This is a genomic window from Bradyrhizobium sp. CCBAU 11430, from assembly GCF_028128855.1.
In the GTDB taxonomy this organism is placed as follows: Bacteria; Pseudomonadota; Alphaproteobacteria; order Rhizobiales; family Xanthobacteraceae; genus Bradyrhizobium; species Bradyrhizobium ottawaense.
In genome coordinates this window covers 23070-42299 of the sequence record NZ_LBJV01000044.1, presented here as the reverse complement: position 1 = coordinate 42299, position 19230 = coordinate 23070, and the positions used below count along the sequence as shown (strand labels likewise).

Genomic DNA, 19230 nt, shown 5'->3' with positions numbered 1-19230 from the left:
AACAACAATCTTCCGCCCGCGCAATAATGACGTTACAAGAATAGTCCGGCAGGAGACGTGATTTGACAGCCACCTCAGCCCAGACTTCCGCACGCAGACGCGCCGGCAACGGCGCGGCGCCTCGGGACATCGCCGACGATATCGGCCTCGACGCACTGGTCGGGCACGCCGGCTATGCGGTACGGCGCTTCCAGATCTGGATCTTTCAGGACTTCATCAGAACGCTCGGCGATGTCGACATCCGGCCGACGCAATATTCGGTGCTGACCGTGATCGGCGCCAATCCGGGCCTGTCGCAGATGGCGGTGGCAAAGCGCCTTGGCATCGAGCGCGCCCGGCTGGTGCACCTGCTCGACAGCCTCGAACAGCGCAAGCTCGTGAAGCGGGTCAAATCGAAGGCGGACCGTCGCTCGCATGCGCTGCATCTCACGACCCAGGGCGAGACGGCGCTGGCGAAATTCAAGCGGCTCGCGGCCGAGCACGAGCGGCATGTCGAAGAGAAGATCGGCAAGGAAAACCGGGCACACCTGCTGCGGATCCTTGCTGGCTTCACCTGATCTCGACTGCCCATGATTTGGGCAGATGCCCGTCACGGGGCGCTGACGGCACGGCCCGCCCGCCTGCCAAAATATCCCGCAAGCCACTGATCCCACGGATCATATCCGCAGCCTCCGTCCTGCCCGGATAATGTACACAATGGCACATCGCTTGCTTCACTCCGGGGGTGAAGCAGTTGCCGGAGTTTTGTCGCCATGGGGGCTGAAATGGGGGCTGAGCAGCCTGAAACGATCGCCGCGATTTTGGCCGCGCATCGCGCGGGCACGCTGACGCCGGCAGAGACGGTCGCGCGGACCTATCAGCGCATCCGCGACCACAATGATCCCGCCATCTTCATCAGCCTGCGCGACGAAAAGGATGCGATCGCGGAGGCTGAGAGGCTCGCCACGAAGGACACCGCCAGCCTGCCACTCTACGGCGTGCCCGTTGCGGTGAAGGACAATATCGACGCGCTGGGCTTTCCGACCACGGCGGCCTGCCCGGCCTTCTCCACTACGCCGACGCATGACTCGACTGCGGTGGCGCGGCTGCGCGCGGCCGGCGCCATCATCATCGGCAAGACCAATCTCGACCAGTTCGCCACCGGCCTCGTCGGCGTGCGCTCGCCCTACGGCGTTCCCAAGAATTCGATCCGCGAGGATCTCATTCCGGGCGGCTCCAGTTCGGGCTCCGCGGTGGCGGTCGGCGCGGGGCTCGTGCCGCTGTCGCTGGGGACTGACACGGCCGGCTCCGGGCGCGTGCCGGCGATGCTCAACAACATCGTCGGGCTGAAGCCGAGCCTCGGCATGGTCTCGAATGCGGGGCTGGTGCCGGCCTGCCGCACGCTCGATTGCATCTCGGTGTTTGCGCTGACCGTGGACGATGCCGCACTGGCGCTCTCCGTGATGGCAGGACCCGACCAAGCCGATCCGTTCTCGCGCGACCGGCCGCTGGGCGCGCTCACGCCGTTCCCGGCAGGCTTGCGCCTCGGCGTGCCGCGCAACGGACAGCTGATCTTTTTCGGCGACAAGAAGGCGGAAGCCGCCTACGCCGATGCACTGAAGCGCTGGACAGCACTCGGCGCAACGTTGGTCGAATTCGACCTCGAGCCGTTCTACGAGACGGCGCGGCTGCTCTATGAGGGCCCCTGGGTCGCCGAACGCTACCTCGTGATCAAGGATCTGCTGGCGTCCGCGCCCGATTCGATTCATCCGGTGACGCGCGAGATCACCGCGGCCGGCGCGCGGCTCACGGCTGCGGACACGTTCTCGGCGCTCTATCGCCTGCAGGGCCTGCGCAAGATTGCCGAGCGCACGTTTGCCAATATCGACGCGCTGGTGCTGCCGACCGCGCCGACCGCCTATACGACCGCGCAGGTGCTCGCCAATCCGATCGAGCTCAACAGCCGGCTCGGCACCTACACCAATTTCGTCAATCTGCTCGATCTCTGCGGCCTCGCGCTGCCGGCGTCGATGCGCGCCGACGGCATTCCGTTCGGCATCACGCTGCTCGCGCCCGCGGGGCATGATGCGCTGCTCGCGAGCATCGGTCGCGTCTTCCATGCCGATACCAAGCTGAGTCTCGGCGCGAAGGGCACGGCGCAAGCTCCGCTGTCGCCGCTGCCGCCAAGCAGCGGCGACGAGATCCCGATCGCGGTCGTCGGCGCGCATCTGTCCGGCATGGTGCTCAACGGCGAATTGAAGGCACTGAACGGGCGCCTGATCGAGGCAACCAGAACTGCGCCCGACTACAAGCTCTACGCGCTCAAGACCACGCCGCCGAAACCCGGCATGCTGCGCGTCGCAGCCGGCAAGGGCGCATCGATCGAGCTGGAGATCTGGTCGCTGTCGCCGTCCGCGTTCGGCAAATTCGTCAATGCGATTCCTTCGCCGATGGCGATCGGCACGGTGCGCCTGGGCGACGGCCGCAGCGTGAAGGGGTTTCTCGTCGAGCCGGAGGTGCTGAGCGATGCGCGAGATATCACCGCGTATGGGGGATGGCGCGCGTATATGAAGGAAGCTGCGACAAAGTAGGTCTCGTAGGGTGGGCAAAGCGAAGCGTGCCCACGATCCCGACCTTCATGAAAAACCGTGGGCACGGCGCTTTGCGCCTTTGCCCACCCTACGGCACCGATCGCGCGGCGCTACACCGACACCGCGTAGATCTCGTACTCCCCGCGCACCAATTCGATATGCGCGCGCATCGCGACGGCTGCGCCCTGCTTGTCGCCGCGCATGATGGCGACGACGACGCGGTCGTGCTCGGCTTGCGATTTGGCGAGACGGCCGAGGTTGCGGAACTGGGCGCGACGGAACGGTTGCACGCGCACCCGCGTGGCGAGCGTGATCTCGGCGATGTAGCCGTTCTGCGATCCCGCATAGATCGCGTTGTGGAAGCGCTCGTTGACCACGTGGAAGCGATCGGGATTGCCGGTGTAGCTCAGCACGCGCAGCTCTTCGTGGATCGCCTCGAGGCCATGGCGCTCGGCGGCGGACATGCGCTCGGCGGCAAGGCCTGCGCACAGCGCCTCGAGCTCGGCCATCGCCTCGAACATGCTCGTCAGACGCTCGATCGAGGGCTGCGCCACCACCGCGCCGCGATGAGCACGCGCTTCGACGAGGCCGCTGGCCACGAGCTGACGCAGCGCCTCACGCACCGGCGTCCGCGACACGCTGAAGCGGCGCGCGATATCGGTCTCGTCCAGGGGCGAGCCGGGGGCCAGGGCGCCGCGCACGATCTCGTCGGCGAGTTGCAGGCGCAGCTCCTCGGCGCGCGTGACCTTCTGCACCGATGGCGAGGCACGGTCGACGCGGGGCACCACCGGCTCGGCCGGCAGTGCTCCCTGCGGAAGATCGTCGAGCGTCATGCGGTCAGGTCTCTTTCGGCTCGTCGATCATGCTGACATGGGCGGCGACGACGCGCCAGCCCTCGGGAAAGCGAATCCAGGTCTGCATCTGCCGGCCGACCTTGCCGGGCGCCGTATCGCGGTAGAACAGGGTGGAGGCCACCGCGGTGTCGCGGCCATAGCTGCTGATCACCGTCTTGGCGGTGCGGCGGTTCAGGCCGACCGGCGAGCGCGCGGCGCGGAAGCCGTTGATCGCCTCGTAGCCGTAGAGATTCTCACCGATGCCGTAGCGCAGCGTGCGGGGATCGTTGCGGAAGAGTTCGCCGAGCACGGCGACATCGTTACTGACGAGGGCCTGCTCATAACGATCGAATGCGGCTTTGACTTCCGCGATCACCTCGGGGAGATCGATCTCCATGTCAGAGTCCTCTCGGCGCGGGCGCTGCCGCGACGCCCATCTTTTCCAAAGCGTAGGCGACGCGGAGCGCGATGTCCTCGCGCCAGGGCGCAGCGATGATCTGCACGCCGATCGGCAGCGGCTCGAGCGGCACCGGGACGGCCACCACCGGCAGGCCGATGAAGGAGATCGGCTGGGTGTGGACGCCGATATTGGCGCGCACCGGCAGCTCGACGCCGTCGAGGTTGAAATTCACCTGCCCGAGCTTTGGCGCGGTGCAGGGCGTTGCCGGCGCGAGCAGCACGTCGACGGTCTTGAAGATCTCGGCGAGCTGCGCGCGATACCAGCGCCGAAATTTTTGCGCCCGATCGACCATCGGCGCCGGCACCATCGCGCCTGCGATCAGCCGGTCGCGCACGGCTGGATCGAAATCGTTCGGCCGCTTGCGCAGGCGATCGAGATGCAACGAAGCGCCCTCGGTGGTGGTGATGACATAGGCGGCCGCGCGGGCGCGCGCGGCTTCGGGAACGTCGACCACCTTCGTTGCGCCAAGCGCCTTGGCGACGCGGCTGACGGCCTCGACCGCTTCCGGAAACACGTTCTTCTGGAAATACCCGCCGGCGATCGCGATGCGCAGATCCGAGACGGGATTGGCGATCAGCGGCAGCGTCGGCTCCAGCCCGCGCGTCGTGCAGGCGCTGTCCTCCGCGTCAGGGCCCTGCATCACGTCATAGGCGAGCGCGAGATCGGTGACGGAGCGCGCGAACGGGCCGAGATGATCGAGGCTCGCGACGAACGGGAACGAGCGCGCGCGCGACAGCCGGCCATAGGTCGGCTTCAAACCAAAAATGCCGCAAAACGAGGACGGCACGCGGATCGAGCCATTGGTGTCCGAGCCGAGCGCGATCGGCACCAGCGCGCCGCCGACCGCGCTGCCGGAGCCGCCCGAGGAGCCGCCGGTCATCCGCGTGGTGTCGTGCGGATTGCGCGAGGGACCGTCATGGACGTTCTCGCCCGTAAAATCATAGGCGTATTCGCCCATGTTGAGCGCGCCGACCAGCACTGCGCCGGCGGCTTCCATCCGCTCGATCAGCGTCGCATCGCGCGCTGCGGGCGCGCGATCGCGGTTGATCTTCGAGCCGGCGCGCGTCGGAAGCCCGGCGACGTCAAACAGGTTCTTCACCGCGAAGGGAACGCCGGCGAGCGGGCCGACTTCCTTGCCGGCGGCGATATCGGCGTCGACGGCGCGCGCTTTGGCGCGGGCGCGATCGGCGGTGACGTCGGTGAAGGAATTGAGGATGCCGTCATGCTGCTTGATGCGCGAAAGTGCCGCTTCCGTGGCATCGAGCGCGGACATCCGGCGGCCCGCAACCGCACTCGCGATGTCCGAGGCCGTCATCTCTGGCTTGCTGGTCATGGCAGCATCAAGCGGTGAAAATCGGCGCCGGCTCGGTCTCGTCCGGCAGCGCGAATTCGTCGACCAGGCGAGCGAGGCGCAGCGAGACTTCGAGATTGGCGCGCACCGCGGGCCTCCAGGCCTCCTCGACCGGCAGCGCCAGCGCTTTCGATACGGCGTCGATATAATCGTCCAGCGGCTCGGCCATCACGCTCCCAAACTAGCTCTCTAGGTTGTCATTTGAGCATGATCTTTTCGGAAAACCGCGTCACACTTTTCCGGATCATGCTCAGTGGACCTGCAACGGCGGATGCGGGATCGCCGTCAGCAGCTCCTTGGTGTAGTCGTCCTGCGGATCGCTCAAGACCTGCTCGGAAGAGCCCTCTTCGACGATTCGACCCGTCCGCATCACAATGACACGATCGCACAGCAAGCGCACCACATTCAAATCATGCGAGACGAACAGATAGCTCATACCTAGCCGCGCCTTGAGGTCCTGCAGCAGGTTCAGAACGACAGCCTGCACCGAGACGTCCAGCGCCGCCGTCGGCTCGTCCAGGATGACCAGCTTGGGATGCAGCGCGATGGCGCGGGCGATGCCGACACGGGCCTTCTGGCCGCCGGACAATTGATGCGGGAAACGATCCAGCAGGTTGTGCGGCAGGCCGACCATGGTGGCCAGCTCCTCGCAGCGGGCGCGAAGCGCGTCGCGCCCCCTGATATCTCCCAATTGCATGATCGGGTCGGCGATGGCGCGCGCGGCGGTGAAGCGCGGGTTGAGGCTGTCGGTCGGATCCTGGAACACCATCTGGATGCGGCTGCGCTGCGGCAGCCGGGCGAACGAGGCCGGCGCGATGCCGCCGATGTCCTCGCCGTCGAACTGGATCAGGCCGGAGGTCTGGTCGAGGAGGCGCATCACCATCATCGACGTGGTCGATTTGCCGCAGCCGGACTCGCCGACGAGGCCGACGCTTTCGCCATGGCCGATCGAAAAGCTGATGCCGTCGACGGCGCGGAACACGTCCGGCTCCAGCGGCGGCTTGCGGCCGAACAGTTTTCCGAGCGTCGCGGTGGCACCCTGGCGCGGGTATTCCTTGACGAGCTTTTCGATGAGGAGGAGCGGCGTCTTCTCCCTCTCCCCGCTTGCGGGGTCGCGACGAGCTTCGCTCGCGCTGAGAGGGTCGGGGTGAGGGGGACTCTCCGCGAGCACGGTGCTGGGAGAGCCCCCCTCACCCGCCGCGCTCCGCGCGTCGGCCTCTCCCCGCACGCGGGGAGAGGCAAGAGTCTCCTCCTCCGGCAGCAGATCCCGCAGGCTCACGCCGAGCCGCGGCGTCGCGCGCATCAGCTTCTTGGTGTAGGGGTGCTGCGGGTTGGCGAAGATGTCGGCGGCTTTCGCGGTTTCGACCACCCGGCCCTTCTCCATCACCACGACGCGGTCGCAATAGGCGGCTGCCAAGCCGAGATCGTGGGTGATCAGGATGGTCGACATCGCGCGGCGCTTGGTCAGCTCTACGATCAGGTCCATCACCGCCTTCTGCGTGGTGACGTCGAGGCCGGTGGTCGGCTCGTCCGCGATCAGCAGCTGCGGATTGCAGGCGAGCGCGAGCGCGATGACGACGCGCTGGCACATGCCGCCCGAAAGCTCGAACGGATAGGCGTGGTAGCGCTCGCGCGGGCGGGCGATCTTGACCTGCTCCAGCGCCTCAATCGCCTTCTCGCCGTGATCCTTGACCTGGGCCTGCTGCACGTGGGTGCGCAAGACGTCCTCGATCTGGTCGCCGACTTTCCGGATCGGGTTGAGTGCGGCGCGCGGATTCTGAAAGATCATCGAGACTTCGCGGCCGCGCAGATCGCGCATCTGGTCCTCGGTGGCGGCCTTCACGTCGATGCCGGAGAACATCACCGAGCCCTCGGCGATCCGCCCCGCGCGGTCGAGGATGCGCATCACCGCGTACGACGTCACCGACTTGCCCGAGCCGGACTCGCCGACGATGGCAAGCGTCTCGCCCTTGGCGACGGAGATGTTGACGTGCTGCACGGCTTTGACGATGCCGCGGCGGGTGGAGAATTCGACGGTGAGGTCCTGGACGTCGAGCAGCGGCTGGGCGGTCATGCGGGCCTACGAACCAAAAAACGCGAAAACAACCCCATGCACAGTAGAACGGGATTGGAATCATTGGAGAATTTTTGACGGGTGTTTGCGCGTGAGGCGTGCACGGGCCTCTCGCTCCCTCTCCCCGTTCTTACGGGGAGAGGGTTGGGGTGAGGGGCCTCTCTCCGCGCAAACGGCTGGCAGAGGAGTTCGCGGAGACCCCCCCTCACCCGGTCCGCTAACGCGGCCCGGCCTCTCCCCGCACGCGGGGAGAGGCGAACGGCAGCACCGGCTTCAGACAAAGCAATCATCACGTCCTCCGCTGGGGGTCGACGATGTCGCGCAGGCCGTCGCCCAGGAGGTTGAAGCAGAACACGGCGATCATCAGGGCGAGGCCGGGGAATAGCGCGATCCACCATTCGCCTGACACCATGAAGCCGGCGCCTTCGGCGACCATGATGCCCCACTCGGCGGTGGGCGGGCGGACGCCGAGGCCGATGAAGGAGAGACCGGCGGCATTGAGGATGGCGTAGCCCATGGTCAGCGACATCTGCACGATCATGATCGGCATGATGTTCGGGAGGATGTGCACCAAGAGGATGCGGAATTCGCCGTTGCCGGAGAGACGCGCGGCCTGCACGAAGCCGGCGTTGCGGCGGACGTTGGCCTCGGCGCGCGCGACGCGGGCGTAGAGCGGGAAGTTCACGATGGCTGTGGCGAGGATGATGTTCTGCACGGTGTTGCCGAGCGCGGCGACGATGCCCATCGCCAGCACGAACAGCGGGAAAGCCATGATGGTGTCGGCGATGCGGCCGACGATGCGATCGGTCCAGCCACCGAAATAGCCGGCAGCGATGCCGGCGAGGCCGCCCATCAGGAACACCAGCACGACGGAGGCGACCGCGATGAAGGTATCGAGCCGCGTTGCCACGACGACGCGACTGAAGATATCGCGCCCCAATTGGTCGGTGCCGAACCAGTGCGCGGCCGATGGCGGTTTCAGCGCAGCAGCTGTATCCGAGGCGAGCGGATCGTACGGCACCACATAGGGACCGAGGATCGCGGCGGCGAGGATCAGGATCAGCAATGCGAAGGCAAAGCCGGTGACCTTGTTTTCGCCGAGCACGTAGCGGGTCTGTTCGAGGATCGCAGCTAGTCCCGAGGTACGTGCGGGACCGACAGGCTCGACAGCAGGCGCAACAGAACTCATGAATGCCCCCTACCCTTCCAACCGCACGCGCGGATCGATCACGCCGTACAAAATGTCGATCACGAGATTGAGCAGCACGTACATGACCGCCATGGTCAGGACAAAACCTTGCACCGGCGCGAAGTCCGACGAGATCAGCGCTTCCACCGCGTAGGAGCCGATGCCGGGCCATGCGAAGACTTTTTCCACCAGCACGTTGGCGCCGAGCAGGAACGAGAACACCATGCTGAGCGTGGTGATCACGGACAGCATCGCATTGCGGAAGGCGTAAGTGACGATCACGGTCGACGGTGACAGGCCGCTGGCGCGCGCGGTGCGAACGAATTCGGACGCGAGCACCGCCAGCATCGAAGCGCGTGTCATGCGTGCGATCGGCGCCAGCGAGAAGATCGCCAACGTCGTCGCCGGCAGGATGAGCTGGCTCAGCGCCGAGCGGAACGCTTCGAGATCGCGCGCGATCAAGGTGTCGATCAGATAGAAGCCGGTCACCGTCGGCGGCGCACTGTAGAACACGTCGAGCCGGCCGAGCGGCGCAGGCGACCAGCCGAGGCGGAAATAGAAGACATAAACCAGCACCAGGCCGGTGAAGAACACCGGCAGCGAGACGCCGGCCGTCGTCGTCACCCGACATAAGTGATCGACCCATGATCCCGGCCGTGTTGCAGCGAGCACGCCGAGCGGGATGGCGATGACGACCGAGACGATGAGACCGAGCAAGGTCAGCTCGGCAGAGGCCGGCAGGCGGTTGCGGATTTCAGCCGCCACCGGCTGTCCCGTCGTCAGCGAGTTACCGAAATCGCCATGCGCGAGATCGCCCGTGTAGCGGAAGAACTGCTCGATCAGCGGCTTGTCGAGGCCGAGTTTTTTCCGGATCTGCTCGACGGCTTCCTTCGTCGCAGCGGGGCCGGCGAAGTAGGCGGCGGGATCGCCCGGCAGCGCGCGCGTCAGCAGGAAGGTGACGATGACGACCCCGATCAGCGAGGGAATCGCAAACATCAGGCGCTTGCCGATCATGGTGAGCATGGGGTGCTCCCGCGCTGCGTATGGGAACGAGATCGTGCGGCACGTTCGGCTGCGTTCCCTCCCCCCTTGTGGGGGAGGGCTAGGGAGGGGGGTGGCTCCGGGAGAGGTCTGAGTTTGTGGCTACCCCCCTCCCTGCCCCTCCCCCACAAGGGGGGAGGGAATGAGGGAGCGGTGGCAGCCTCACTCCAAGAGCTGAAAGACACGGCCAGATCGCACGCCCGCACGACACCTCACCCCTTCGCCAGCGCGCGATAATCGAGCCTCCGGTGGAACCAGTATTGATAGCCGCTGATGTTCTTCTGCATCGCGACGTTGACGAAGGGCTGGTACAGCGGGATGCGCGGGATATCGGTGAAGGCGAGATCAACGAAGCCCTTCACGTCGGCATCGTAAGTTGACTTGTCGCCGGCCGCGGCGGCGGTGCGGGCGCCGTCGATCAGTCTGTCCATCTCCGCCGACTTGTAGCTCATGGTGTTGAAGACGGAATTGTTGCCGTGATAGCACCAGTAGAAGAAGTACTCGGGGTAATCGAGCCAGCCCGAGAACACGTTGGTGAAGAGCGGCATCTCCTTCTTGTTCAATTCGGTGCGCCAGTTGGCGCCGGGCACCTTGTTGATGGTGGTCTTGATGCCGATCTGCGCGAGGCTCTCCTGCACCAGCACGCAGAGCGGCTCGTTGACGCCGGCAAAATTGAGGTCGAACGAGATCGTGGTCTCGAAGCCGTTCGCATAGCCCGCCTCCGCCAGTAGCGCCTTCGCCTTGTCCATGTCGGTGTTGTATTTATGCGGCTGCGGCCAGGCGACTTCGGTCGCCTTGTCCTTCGGCGCGCCGAACATCGGGTTGGCGAGGCCGAACATCACGGCGTCCATGATCTTCTGGTAGGGCAGCGCGTAGGCCACGGCCTGGCGCACCTTCGGATTGTCGAAGGGCGGCTTGGTGACGTTCATGCCGATATACTGGATGCCGTTGGAGAACGGCAGCGACACCACGTTGAGCTTGCCGTTGGCCTTCATCTCCTGAAAGTCCTTGTTCGGCAGCTCGTAGGAGATGTCGGCATCGCCGCGCTCCAGCAGCGCGCGGCGGTTTCCGGCCTGCGGCACCATGCGCCAGATCACGCGCTTGATCTTCGGCAAGGGGCCACCGACCCAATCCTCGTTGCGCTCCATGATCACTTCGGTGCCCGCGGTCCACTTCGTCACCTTGTAGGCGCCGGAGCCCGCGGTCTGCTGCTTGGTGAATTCGAGACCCCAGGGGTCCTTCTCGCTGGCGTTCTTCTTCACCAGCTCGGAGTTGACGATGCAGGGCACGATCACCGCGAGATCGGGGACCGTCAGCTTGTCCTTCTTCAGGAAGTCGACGCGCACCGTGTGGTCGTCGATCACGACGAACTGTTCGGGCTTGGTCAGCGAGCCCGCGCTCATCTGGAACGTCGGAAAGCCGCCGACGCTGACGGCGCGATCGAGCGACCACTTCACGTCCTCGGCGGTAACGGGCGCCCCGTCGTGGAATTTGGCGTTCTTCTTCAGCTTGAAGGTGACCGACATGTCGTCGATCCTAAACTCCTCGGCGAGCTCGCCCTTGAACTTGTCGCGGTCGTAATAGGGCACCCCGCCGGGGCCGCTCTTCATCTCGTGGCTGATCAGGCGGTCGTAGCAATTCCAGGACACCTCATAGCCGGGCACGTTGGTGCCGACGCCATGGATGTCGAGATTGTTGGGGCCGCCTTCCGAGACGATCAGCAGCGTCTCGGAGCGGGCGTCGGCATAGGCGGTGGAAATCACCTGAGGCATCGCCGGAAGCGCCGCCCCGGCGGCCAATCCGGAAACGGACTTGAGGAAATCGCGGCGCTTCATGAAATCGCTCCAACTCAAAGTTTTTGGTTGGAACCGGATTCGCAAAGTTCGTGCCAAGGCTTAACGGGTATTTACCCCCAAGTTAATGAACTGATATCGCTTATGAAATGTCGATTTAGGCGCGTCGTGGCCTTCGTCTCGATCTCCCGAGATTGCATACAAAGATACAGATTTGCCTATTCAATGGGCTGAATTTGATTGGCGCCCGCCCGATAAGCACGGCTGTCATTCCGGGGCGATGCGCAGCATCGAGCCCGGAATCCATCGGGCGGCAGCACGCGCAGGATCATGGATTCCGGGCTCGCCGCTCCGCGGCGCCCCGGAATGACGGAGAGAGGCGGGGCCGGCGCTGACCGGCCTCAACCCGCCCAGATCAGCTCCTGCAGCTCGACCAGGTCATCCGCCTGCTCCTGCCAGCCCGCGATGCAGATGTGGCTGTTGAGGTCGCTGGCGCGGTGCAGCAGCATCAGGGCCATCAGCCGGCGCTTCAGCGTATAGTCGAACTTCGTATAGCCAAAGCCTTCGAGCAGGCTCTTCACCCTCCCCGGCCGGCCCGCCGCCATGAACGCGCCGGGGCCGAGCAGGTCGTAATCGCGCCACCCCGCCAGCACGTCGCCGAAGTCGAACAGGCCGTTGAGCGACCACTGACCGTCATCGCAGGCGAGCAGGAAGTTCTCCGGAATGTATTCGCCGACCAGAAAGACCGGCGGCGCATCCATCGGAATGAGTTTTTCCGCATCGCGCAGGAGATCATCGAGGCCTTTGAGGAATTTCGGCGCGAGGCCGAGGCGCGTGTGCCGGGCACGGCAGCCTAGCATCTGCGCACGCATGAATTCGTCCCAGCTCGGCTCGATGTTCGCCAGCGGTCCGAGCGGGACGCGCTGGACGCTCGCGATGGTCTCGCCGATCTGGCGCAGCAGGCGCTCCTTCGCTTCGGGCAGATGCGGCCAGACCTCCGAGCCGAGCGTGCCGGCAAGACGGGTGATGACGAGATAGGGCCAGCCGTCTCGCGTTCCTTCGGCGACGATCTCGGGGATCGGCAGATCGAGATGGCCTTTGAGCTGCATCAGCGAGCCGCGCTCGGAGACGAATTGTGCGTGCAGCAGCGGCGGGAAGATTTTCAGGATCAGCGTCTCGCCGAGGCCAACCACGAGGTTGGTGCCGGTCGCAAACACATGCGGCGCGCTGGTATCGAGATCGTGGCTGCGCGCGATGTCGAGGGCGATCGGGAGCCAATGCGCGGAATCGGCGCGAAAGGCGCGAAAGCTTTCCGCGTCGGTGAAGGCCGGCAGTGTTTGCGATGGAGCGATCGTCATTCAGGTGTTTTTTTGTTGATTCAGTGCGAGCCAAGAAGACGGTGCACCTCTCCCGCTTGCGGGGGAGGTCGGCGCGTTCCGGGCGATGCGAAGCATCGTCCCGCGCCGGGTGGGGGCTCTTTCCTCTAGGGGATTATCCCGTTGTGGAGACACCCCCACCCCAACCCTCCCCCGCAAGCGGGAGAGGGGGCGCACCTCACTCGAGGTCGCAGCGGTGTCCAATCGCAACATGCATTACCGCTCCGGACTTGCCCGCTCGAACTGGCGAAGCAGCTTGTTGCCGCGCTCGACTGCGGAATCCAGCGCGGCTTGCGCGCTCTTGTGGCCGGAAAAGGCCTGCTCCAGCTCGTCTTCGATCGCGCCGCGGATCAGGACGAAGGAGCCGAGCCGGATGCCCTTCGAGTTCTCCGTCGGCGGATTGAGCGTGATTTCCTCGAACGAGATCGCCGAGCCCGGATTGCGCTCGTAAAAGCCCTGCGCGCGCGTCAGCTCGGACGCGGCGCGGGTGATCGGCAGATAGCCGGTGTTCTGATGCCAGGCGGCCTGCACGCCGGGCTGCGACAGATAGGCGAAGAACCGCGCCACGCCCTTGTATTCCTCGCGCGGCCGGTCGCGCAGCACCCACAGCGTGGCGCCGCCGATGATCGAGTTCTGCGGCGCGCCCTTCACGTCGGGCCAATACGGCATCATGCCGTAGCCGATCTCGAATTTCGAATTCGCTCTGATGTCGGCGCGCGTCGCCGAGGAGCCGATGAAGATGCCGCATTCGCCCTTCTGAAAGCGCGGCTCGGCCGCTTGGCCGCGGCCGCCATAGTCGAACAGTTTTGTCTTTTGCCATTCGGCGAGCTGGGCGATGTGCATCACCACGACCGGATTGTTGATGGTCAGCTCGGCGTCGAGCCCGGCAAAGCCGTTGCCGCGCGTCGCCAGCGGCAAATTATGGAAGGCGGAGAAATTCTCGACATGGATCCAGGACGGCCAGGACGTGGTGAAGCCGCACGCCGCACCGCGGTCGCGCAGGCGCTTTGCGGCCGCGCCCAATTCCGGCCAGGTCTTCGGCGGCGCCTCCGGATCGAGGCCGGCGTCGCGGAACATGGTCTTGTTGTAGTAGAGGATCGGCGTCGAGGAGTTGAACGGGAACGACAACAGATTGCCGGCCGCGTCGGTGTAATAGCCGGAGACCGCGGGCAGGTAATCGGTCAGCGAGAACGGCTCGTGCATGTCCCGCATCAGGCTGAACACCGGATAGATCGCGCCCTTGGCCGCGGTCATGGTGGCGGTGGCGACCTCGTTGACCTGGACGATGGCGGGCTGGCTGCGCGAGCGGAAGGCGAAGATCGCGGCGGTCACCGTCTCGGTGTAGTTGCCCTTGTAAGCGGGCACGATGCGGTAATCGGACTGCGAAGCGTTGAAGTCCGAGGCGAGCTTTTCCAATTGCCGCCCAAGCTCGCCGGACATCGCGTGCCACCACGCGATGTCGGTGGCGGCGTGCACGGGCGCAGCCAATGAGAGAGCCGCCAGGGCGGCGGCGATTCGCAAAACGCGCAATGCTGACGTCACGATGGCTCTTCCCGTGTCGCGCGCCGAACGGCGGGCGACCCTGCTTACGGCGCGGCATATCCGGTTTCAACCGGGAATGAACGCCGGCCGCGCCGCACAATTACACGGCCGCGCCGGGCGGGATGGCCTTCCCCCGACCATCTGCTAGATTGCATTGAACCTTTTGCTCCCGCCATAGACTCCACCACTGAGGGGTTGAGTGTGCCAGTGTTGAGCCGTGCCGAACTCTCGCGGACCGGAGTGATCGTCGTCGCGCTTCTGCTTGCCGTCTGTGCGACGGGCGCCGTTGCACGCGAATTTCGCGCCGCCGATACCCAGACCGAGGATTACCCGACCGTCCAGGCGCTGCGCTACATGGGCGCGCTGATCGCCGAGCGCAGCGGCGGCCGCCACGAGATCAAGGTGTTCCACTCCCGCCAGCTCGGCGAGGAAAAGGAGACCATCGAGCAGACCCGGGCCGGCGCGATCGACCTCAACCGGACCAACGTGGCGCTGATCGGCAACTTCGTGCCGGCGATGAACGTGCTCGCCATGCCGTTCCTGTTCCGGTCCATCGAGCACATGCAGAAGGTGCTGGACGGGCCGATTGGCAGCGAGATCCTGAACAGCTTCGAGCCCTATGGCTTCGTCGGGCTCGCCTTCTACGATTCCGGGGCGCGGTCGATCTACAACGGCGCCCGCCCGGTGAAGACCATCGCGGATCTCAAGGGATTGCGGATCCGGGTGCAGCAGTCGGAGTTGATGAGCCAGATGATCCGCTCGCTCGGCGCCGAGCCGGTCGAGATGCCCTATGGGCAGGTGCTCACCGGGCTCGCCAACCATCTGATCGACGGCGCCGAGAACAACTGGCCATCTTTCGTGACGACGGATCATTACACGCACGCCGGGCATTATACGCTCACCGAGCACACGATGAGCCCCGAGGTGCTGGTGATCTCGCTGAAGGCCTGGCAGAGCCTGTCGCCGGACGACCAGAAGATCTTCCGGGAGGCCGCGCAGCGCTCCAGCCGGTTCATGCGCGAGAAATGGCGCGACCTCGAGGAGCAGTCGCAGCGCAAGGCGCAGGAAGCCGGCGTCACCATCATCAGGGAGATCGACCGCAAGCCGTTCGAGGACGCGATGGCCCCGATCTACGCCAAGGCCGGGCGCGATCCCGCCGCGGCCGCGCTGATCGAACGTATTCGCAAGGTGGAGTGAGCCGCGTTGGCTGCACTTGGACATACCGAGCACGCAGACCGGCCGTCCGGCCCGATCGGACGGCTGCGCGCACGGCTGGTCGGCGTGCTCCGGGCGGTGCCGATCCGCTGGCGCATCCTGTCGATCGCGGCGCTGAACTCCGCCGTCGTGGTGGTGCTGGTCGCGATGATCTGGAACGGCGCGCAGGTGCTGGGCTCGGCCTGGGACGACGTGCGCCAGGTGCGCGAATCCGACCGGATCCTGGCGCTGCTCGAAAGCGAGACCGGGCGCCTGCACAATCTGATCCACCGCTACATCAACCAGCCGAGCCCCGACCTGTTCGCCGAGATCCTGCTGCTGCGCGAGGCGGTACTGGGCACGCTGACCAACCGCGCCGCCAAGGACCCGATGCTGTCGGGCTCGGTCGAGGAGCTGGAGCGCACCACCGACCGCTTCCTCAACGGCTTCGGCGAGCTGCGCAGCGTGCAGGCCACCATTGCCAAGACCTATGAGGACCAGGTGCAGGGCCCGGCCAGGGACATGGCCGGCCTCTATTCCATCATCGAAGGCGCCACCGGCCATCGCGACGCCCTGATCTGGCCATCGCTCGGCAAATCCCGCGAGGCCTTCACCGCGATGCTGGTGGCGGCCAATTCCTACTATCTGTCGCTGTCATCGGGCGCGGCCGACGACGCGCGCCGCAACACCGAGACGATCGAGAAGACCATCCCCGTGATGATCGATCTCGCCGACAACGACCTGCAGAAGATGGCCTTGCGGCGGCTCGGGGCCCGCACCGCCGCACTGCGCGAGGGCTTTGCAAAGCTCTCCGAGCAGCTTGCCAGCCGCACCGAGCTGCTCCGCAACACCATCGACGCCAGCCAGGCCGAGGCGATCGGCGCCATCGACGACCTCTCCACCAAGATGCGCAAGCGCGAGCAGAAGGCGCAGGAGACCTTCGACCGCACGCTGGCGGATATTTCCCGCCGTGTCCTTTCCATTGCGGTGATCTTCCTCGGCATCATCCTCACCGCCGGCGTGATGATCGCGCTGTCGATCCGGCTGCCGCTGCAGCAGATCATGGCGGCGATGCGCGCGATCACGCTCGGCGATCTCGACCGCGAGGTGCAGGGCACCAAGGCCCGCGACGAGGTCGGCGCCATGGCGCGCGCGGTGGAGGTGTTCCGCGAGAACGCGATCGCGAAGCGGCAGACCGAGGACGAGTTGCGCGCGTCCAAGGAGAAGGCCGAGAGCGCGCTGCTCGAGCTCAATACCGCACAGCAGAATTTGATCGATGCCGAACGGCTGGCAGCGCTCGGCGGTCTCGTCGCCGGCGTCGCGCACGAGGTCAACAATCCGATCGGCATCAGTCTGACGGTGGCTTCGAGTTTTGCCCGGCGCAGCGAGATCTTCGAGGCCCAGCTCAAGGGCGATGGGGGCCTGCGTCGCTCGCAGCTGGAGGAATTCGTGCAGTCCTCACGCGACGCCTCGCAGCAGCTGGTCGCCAATCTGCAGCGCGCCGGCGAGCTGATCCAGTCGTTCAAGCAGGTCGCGGTCGACCGCTCCCATGCCGAGCGGCGGCAATTCTCGCTCAGCGAGGCCACCGACCAGATCATCGCCAGCCTGCGCCCGGTGCTGAAGCGCTCGCCGATCACGCTCCAGGTCGACGTGCCCGAGGGGCTGCTGCTCGACGGCTATCCCGGCTCCTATGGCCAGATCCTGACCAACCTCTTCCTCAACGCCGCCAACCACGCCTTCGCCGACGGGCGCGCCGGCACGATCATCATCTCGGCGCGGCCGCGCGGGGCCGACGACGTCGAGCTCATCTTCACCGACGACGGGGCCGGCATGACCTCCGACGTGCAGCGCCAGGCCTTTGACCCTTTCTTTACCACCCGGCGCAATGAAGGCGGCACGGGACTCGGGCTTCATATCGTCTATAACCTCGTCACCCAGCAACTCGGCGGGCGCATGATGCTGGAATCCAAGCTGGGACAAGGCACCACTTTTCGCATTATCATGCCCCGGGTCGCCAAGGGCGGCGCGCAAAGCACAGAAAGTGACGGGACTTCTCAATGGCCGAACAGGACGATGTCCTCCACCTGATCGACGATACCGGTACCGCGTCGGAGGATGCCAACGCCCGGAAATGGAAGATCGCCGTCATCGACGATGATCCGGCCGTGCATGACGGCACCCGCTTTGCGTTGTCCGACTACAGCCTCAACGGCCAGAGCCTGGAGATCCTGTCGGCCTATTCCGCGGCGGAAGGCCGCAAGCTGATGGCCGAGCACAGCGACATCGCCGCCGTGCTGCTCGACGTCATCATGGAGACCGACGTCGCCGGCCTCGAGCTGGTCGAGTTCATCCGCAACGAGATCCGGAACGAGACGGTGCGCATCATCCTGCGCACGGGACAGCCCGGCCAGGCGCCCGAGCGGCGCGTGATCGTGCAGTACGACATCAACGACTACAAGGCCAAGACCGAGCTCACCGCCGACAAGCTGTTCACCTCGCTGACCGCGGCGCTGCGCTCCTATCAGCAGCTCGAGCGCATGGTGCAGACACGGCGCGGGCTCGAGATCATCATCGACGCGGCCTCGACGCTGTACGACTTCAAGTCGATGCAGCGGCTCGCCGAGGGCGTGCTGACCCAGCTGGCCTCGCTGCTCAACGTCGATTGCGCCGGTATACTGGTCTTGCGCGACAATGGCGGCATCGACCCCGAACTCTCGGTCCTCGCCGGCAGCGGCTGCTATAGCCGCTTCATCGGCACCACGACGTCGAAGGCGCTCGACCCCGAACTGCGCGAGATGGTGGAGGCCGCGTTTCAGCGCCGCAAGAACGAATTCGCCGACCACCGCAGCGTGATCTATTTGCGCACCGGGTCCGGCCGCGAGGTGGTAGTGCTGCTGCAGGCCGAGCGCGAATTGTCCGAGACCGACCGCTCGCTGGTCGAGATTTTCTCCTCGAGGCTCTCGATCGCCTTCGACAACGTCATCCTCTATCAGCAGCTTCAAGCCGCCAATACCCAGCTGGAGGACCGCGTCGCCCAGCGCACCCGCGCGCTGATGCAGGCCAACCGCCGCCTCTCGGCGCAATGGCTGCGGCTGCAGCGCGCCAACGGCTTCAAGAACGAGATTTTGGGCACGGTCGCGCACGATCTGAAGAACCCGCTCGGCGTCATCCTCGGCCGCACCGAGATGCTGAAGGAGCTGATCTCGACCGGCGCCTCGGAAAACGGCGTGGTCGCCCAGGTCGACCACATCCGCGACGCCACCAAGCGCCTGACCACGATGGTCGACCATCTGATCTCGGACGCGATGGCCGATGCCTTCGACATCACCATCCGCCGCGAGCCGGTCGACGTCGCCGCCCTGGTCAAGGAGGTCGCCGAGGCCAACCAGCCGCTCGCCGTCAACAAGCAGCAGGCGATCAGCGTCGTCGCGCCGGCCAACATCGTCACCATGTGCGACACCGACCGCATCCGCGAGGCGATCGACAATCTCATCAGCAACGCCATCAAATACTCACCGATCGGCGGCAAGATCGACGTGGTCGTCAGCCACGAGGGCGGCGACACCGTCGTCCGCGTCAGCGACGAGGGCGCCGGCCTGTCGCCGGAAGATCTCGGCCGCCTGTTCGGCCGGTTCCAGCGGCTGTCGGCCAAACCGACCGCCGGCGAGAGCTCGACGGGACTTGGGCTCTCCATCGTCAAGCGTATCGTCGACATGCATGGCGGCGAGGTGACCGCCGACAGCGAAGGGCCCGGCAAGGGCTCGACCTTCACCATCACCCTTCCCGCGACCGAAATGCCGTGACGTA

15 protein-coding genes are annotated in these 19230 nt (G+C 65.6%); 5 read left to right on the top strand and 10 right to left on the bottom strand.

Annotation, left to right across the window (positions count from 1 at the left end; translation table 11 throughout):
- Positions 1-62 precede the first annotated feature (62 nt).
- Both XI04_RS11725 and atzF read left to right on the top strand, forming a co-directional pair.
- Positions 63-557 (top strand): MarR family winged helix-turn-helix transcriptional regulator, encoded by a 495-nt coding sequence (locus tag XI04_RS11725; RefSeq protein WP_038970755.1) that lies wholly within the window; start codon positions 63-65, stop codon positions 555-557.
- Positions 558-764: 207 nt separating this feature from the next.
- Positions 765-2570 (top strand): allophanate hydrolase, encoded by a 1806-nt coding sequence (atzF, locus tag XI04_RS11720; RefSeq protein WP_085968266.1) that lies wholly within the window; start codon positions 765-767, stop codon positions 2568-2570.
- A 110-nt stretch (positions 2571-2680) separates the two neighbouring features.
- Here the strand turns inward: atzF and XI04_RS11715 are convergent, their stop codons facing one another.
- The 10 genes from XI04_RS11715 to ugpB all read right to left on the bottom strand — a co-directional run bounded on the left by XI04_RS11715 (position 2681) and on the right by ugpB (position 14229).
- Complete coding sequence (locus tag XI04_RS11715; RefSeq protein WP_028139735.1) at positions 2681-3403, bottom strand: GntR family transcriptional regulator; 723 nt, start codon at positions 3401-3403, stop codon at positions 2681-2683.
- A gap of 4 nt (positions 3404-3407) precedes the next feature.
- Positions 3408-3800: an oxalurate catabolism protein HpxZ gene (gene hpxZ, locus XI04_RS11710; protein WP_028139734.1), complete on the bottom strand. Its 393-nt coding sequence runs from the start codon at positions 3798-3800 to the stop codon at positions 3408-3410.
- A 1-nt stretch (position 3801) separates the two neighbouring features.
- A complete protein-coding gene (locus tag XI04_RS11705) occupies positions 3802-5196 on the bottom strand; it encodes an AtzE family amidohydrolase (RefSeq protein ID WP_271591857.1) in 1395 nt (464 codons plus the stop codon).
- Between the two features lie 7 nt (positions 5197-5203).
- A complete protein-coding gene (locus XI04_RS11700) occupies positions 5204-5383 on the bottom strand; it encodes a DUF4089 domain-containing protein (protein ID WP_018316853.1) in 180 nt (59 codons plus the stop codon).
- A gap of 81 nt (positions 5384-5464) precedes the next feature.
- Positions 5465-7288 carry a dipeptide ABC transporter ATP-binding protein gene (locus XI04_RS11695; protein WP_028139732.1) on the bottom strand — a complete coding sequence of 608 codons (1824 nt, stop codon included), beginning with the start codon at positions 7286-7288 and terminating at the stop codon, positions 5465-5467.
- A 289-nt stretch (positions 7289-7577) separates the two neighbouring features.
- The gene (locus XI04_RS11690) at positions 7578-8477 is read right to left on the bottom strand and encodes an ABC transporter permease (RefSeq protein ID WP_271610069.1); all 900 of its coding nucleotides are present in this window, start codon (positions 8475-8477) and stop codon (positions 7578-7580) included.
- Positions 8478-8486: 9 nt separating this feature from the next.
- Positions 8487-9500 (bottom strand): ABC transporter permease, encoded by a 1014-nt coding sequence (locus XI04_RS11685; RefSeq protein ID WP_271610070.1) that lies wholly within the window; start codon positions 9498-9500, stop codon positions 8487-8489.
- Positions 9501-9730: 230 nt separating this feature from the next.
- Positions 9731-11353 carry an ABC transporter substrate-binding protein gene (locus XI04_RS11680; protein ID WP_271610071.1) on the bottom strand — a complete coding sequence of 541 codons (1623 nt, stop codon included), beginning with the start codon at positions 11351-11353 and terminating at the stop codon, positions 9731-9733.
- A gap of 359 nt (positions 11354-11712) precedes the next feature.
- On the bottom strand, positions 11713-12669 hold the full coding sequence (locus tag XI04_RS11675) for an aminoglycoside phosphotransferase family protein (RefSeq protein WP_271610072.1): 957 nt from the start codon (positions 12667-12669) through the stop codon (positions 11713-11715).
- A gap of 234 nt (positions 12670-12903) precedes the next feature.
- On the bottom strand, positions 12904-14229 hold the full coding sequence (gene ugpB / locus XI04_RS11670) for a sn-glycerol-3-phosphate ABC transporter substrate-binding protein UgpB (protein ID WP_370155775.1): 1326 nt from the start codon (positions 14227-14229) through the stop codon (positions 12904-12906).
- 201 nt (positions 14230-14430) lie between these two features.
- Here ugpB and XI04_RS11665 point away from each other — a divergent pair, with 201 nt between their 5' ends.
- Genes XI04_RS11665 through XI04_RS11655 form a run of 3 tightly spaced genes read left to right on the top strand, consistent with a single transcriptional unit; the run spans position 14431 to position 19226 of the window.
- Positions 14431-15426 (top strand): TRAP transporter substrate-binding protein, encoded by a 996-nt coding sequence (locus tag XI04_RS11665; RefSeq protein WP_050995577.1) that lies wholly within the window; start codon positions 14431-14433, stop codon positions 15424-15426.
- A gap of 6 nt (positions 15427-15432) precedes the next feature.
- On the top strand, positions 15433-17511 hold the full coding sequence (locus tag XI04_RS11660) for a sensor histidine kinase (protein WP_246554422.1): 2079 nt from the start codon (positions 15433-15435) through the stop codon (positions 17509-17511).
- On the top strand, positions 17481-19226 hold the full coding sequence (locus tag XI04_RS11655; RefSeq protein WP_212428743.1) for an ATP-binding response regulator: 1746 nt from the start codon (positions 17481-17483) through the stop codon (positions 19224-19226). The genes XI04_RS11660 and XI04_RS11655 overlap by 31 nt, the downstream gene beginning before the upstream one ends.
- Positions 19227-19230 lie beyond the last annotated feature (4 nt).

Bases quoted from the DNA above. Each gene is read 5' to 3' on its own strand.
- atzF (WP_085968266.1), top strand. From the start codon at position 765: ATGGGGGCTGAGCAGCCTGAAACGATCGCCGCGATTTTGGCCGCGCAT.
- XI04_RS11715 (WP_028139735.1), bottom strand. From the start codon at position 3,403: ATGACGCTCGACGATCTTCCGCAGGGAGCACTGCCGGCCGAGCCGGTG.
- hpxZ (WP_028139734.1), bottom strand. From the start codon at position 3,800: ATGGAGATCGATCTCCCCGAGGTGATCGCGGAAGTCAAAGCCGCATTC.
- XI04_RS11705 (WP_271591857.1), bottom strand. From the start codon at position 5,196: ATGACCAGCAAGCCAGAGATGACGGCCTCGGACATCGCGAGTGCGGTT.
- XI04_RS11700 (WP_018316853.1), bottom strand. From the start codon at position 5,383: ATGGCCGAGCCGCTGGACGATTATATCGACGCCGTATCGAAAGCGCTG.
- XI04_RS11695 (WP_028139732.1), bottom strand. From the start codon at position 7,288: ATGACCGCCCAGCCGCTGCTCGACGTCCAGGACCTCACCGTCGAATTC.
- XI04_RS11690 (WP_271610069.1), bottom strand. From the start codon at position 8,477: ATGAGTTCTGTTGCGCCTGCTGTCGAGCCTGTCGGTCCCGCACGTACC.
- XI04_RS11685 (WP_271610070.1), bottom strand. From the start codon at position 9,500: ATGCTCACCATGATCGGCAAGCGCCTGATGTTTGCGATTCCCTCGCTG.
- XI04_RS11680 (WP_271610071.1), bottom strand. From the start codon at position 11,353: ATGAAGCGCCGCGATTTCCTCAAGTCCGTTTCCGGATTGGCCGCCGGG.
- XI04_RS11675 (WP_271610072.1), bottom strand. From the start codon at position 12,669: ATGACGATCGCTCCATCGCAAACACTGCCGGCCTTCACCGACGCGGAA.
- XI04_RS11655 (WP_212428743.1), top strand. From the start codon at position 17,481: ATGGCCGAACAGGACGATGTCCTCCACCTGATCGACGATACCGGTACC.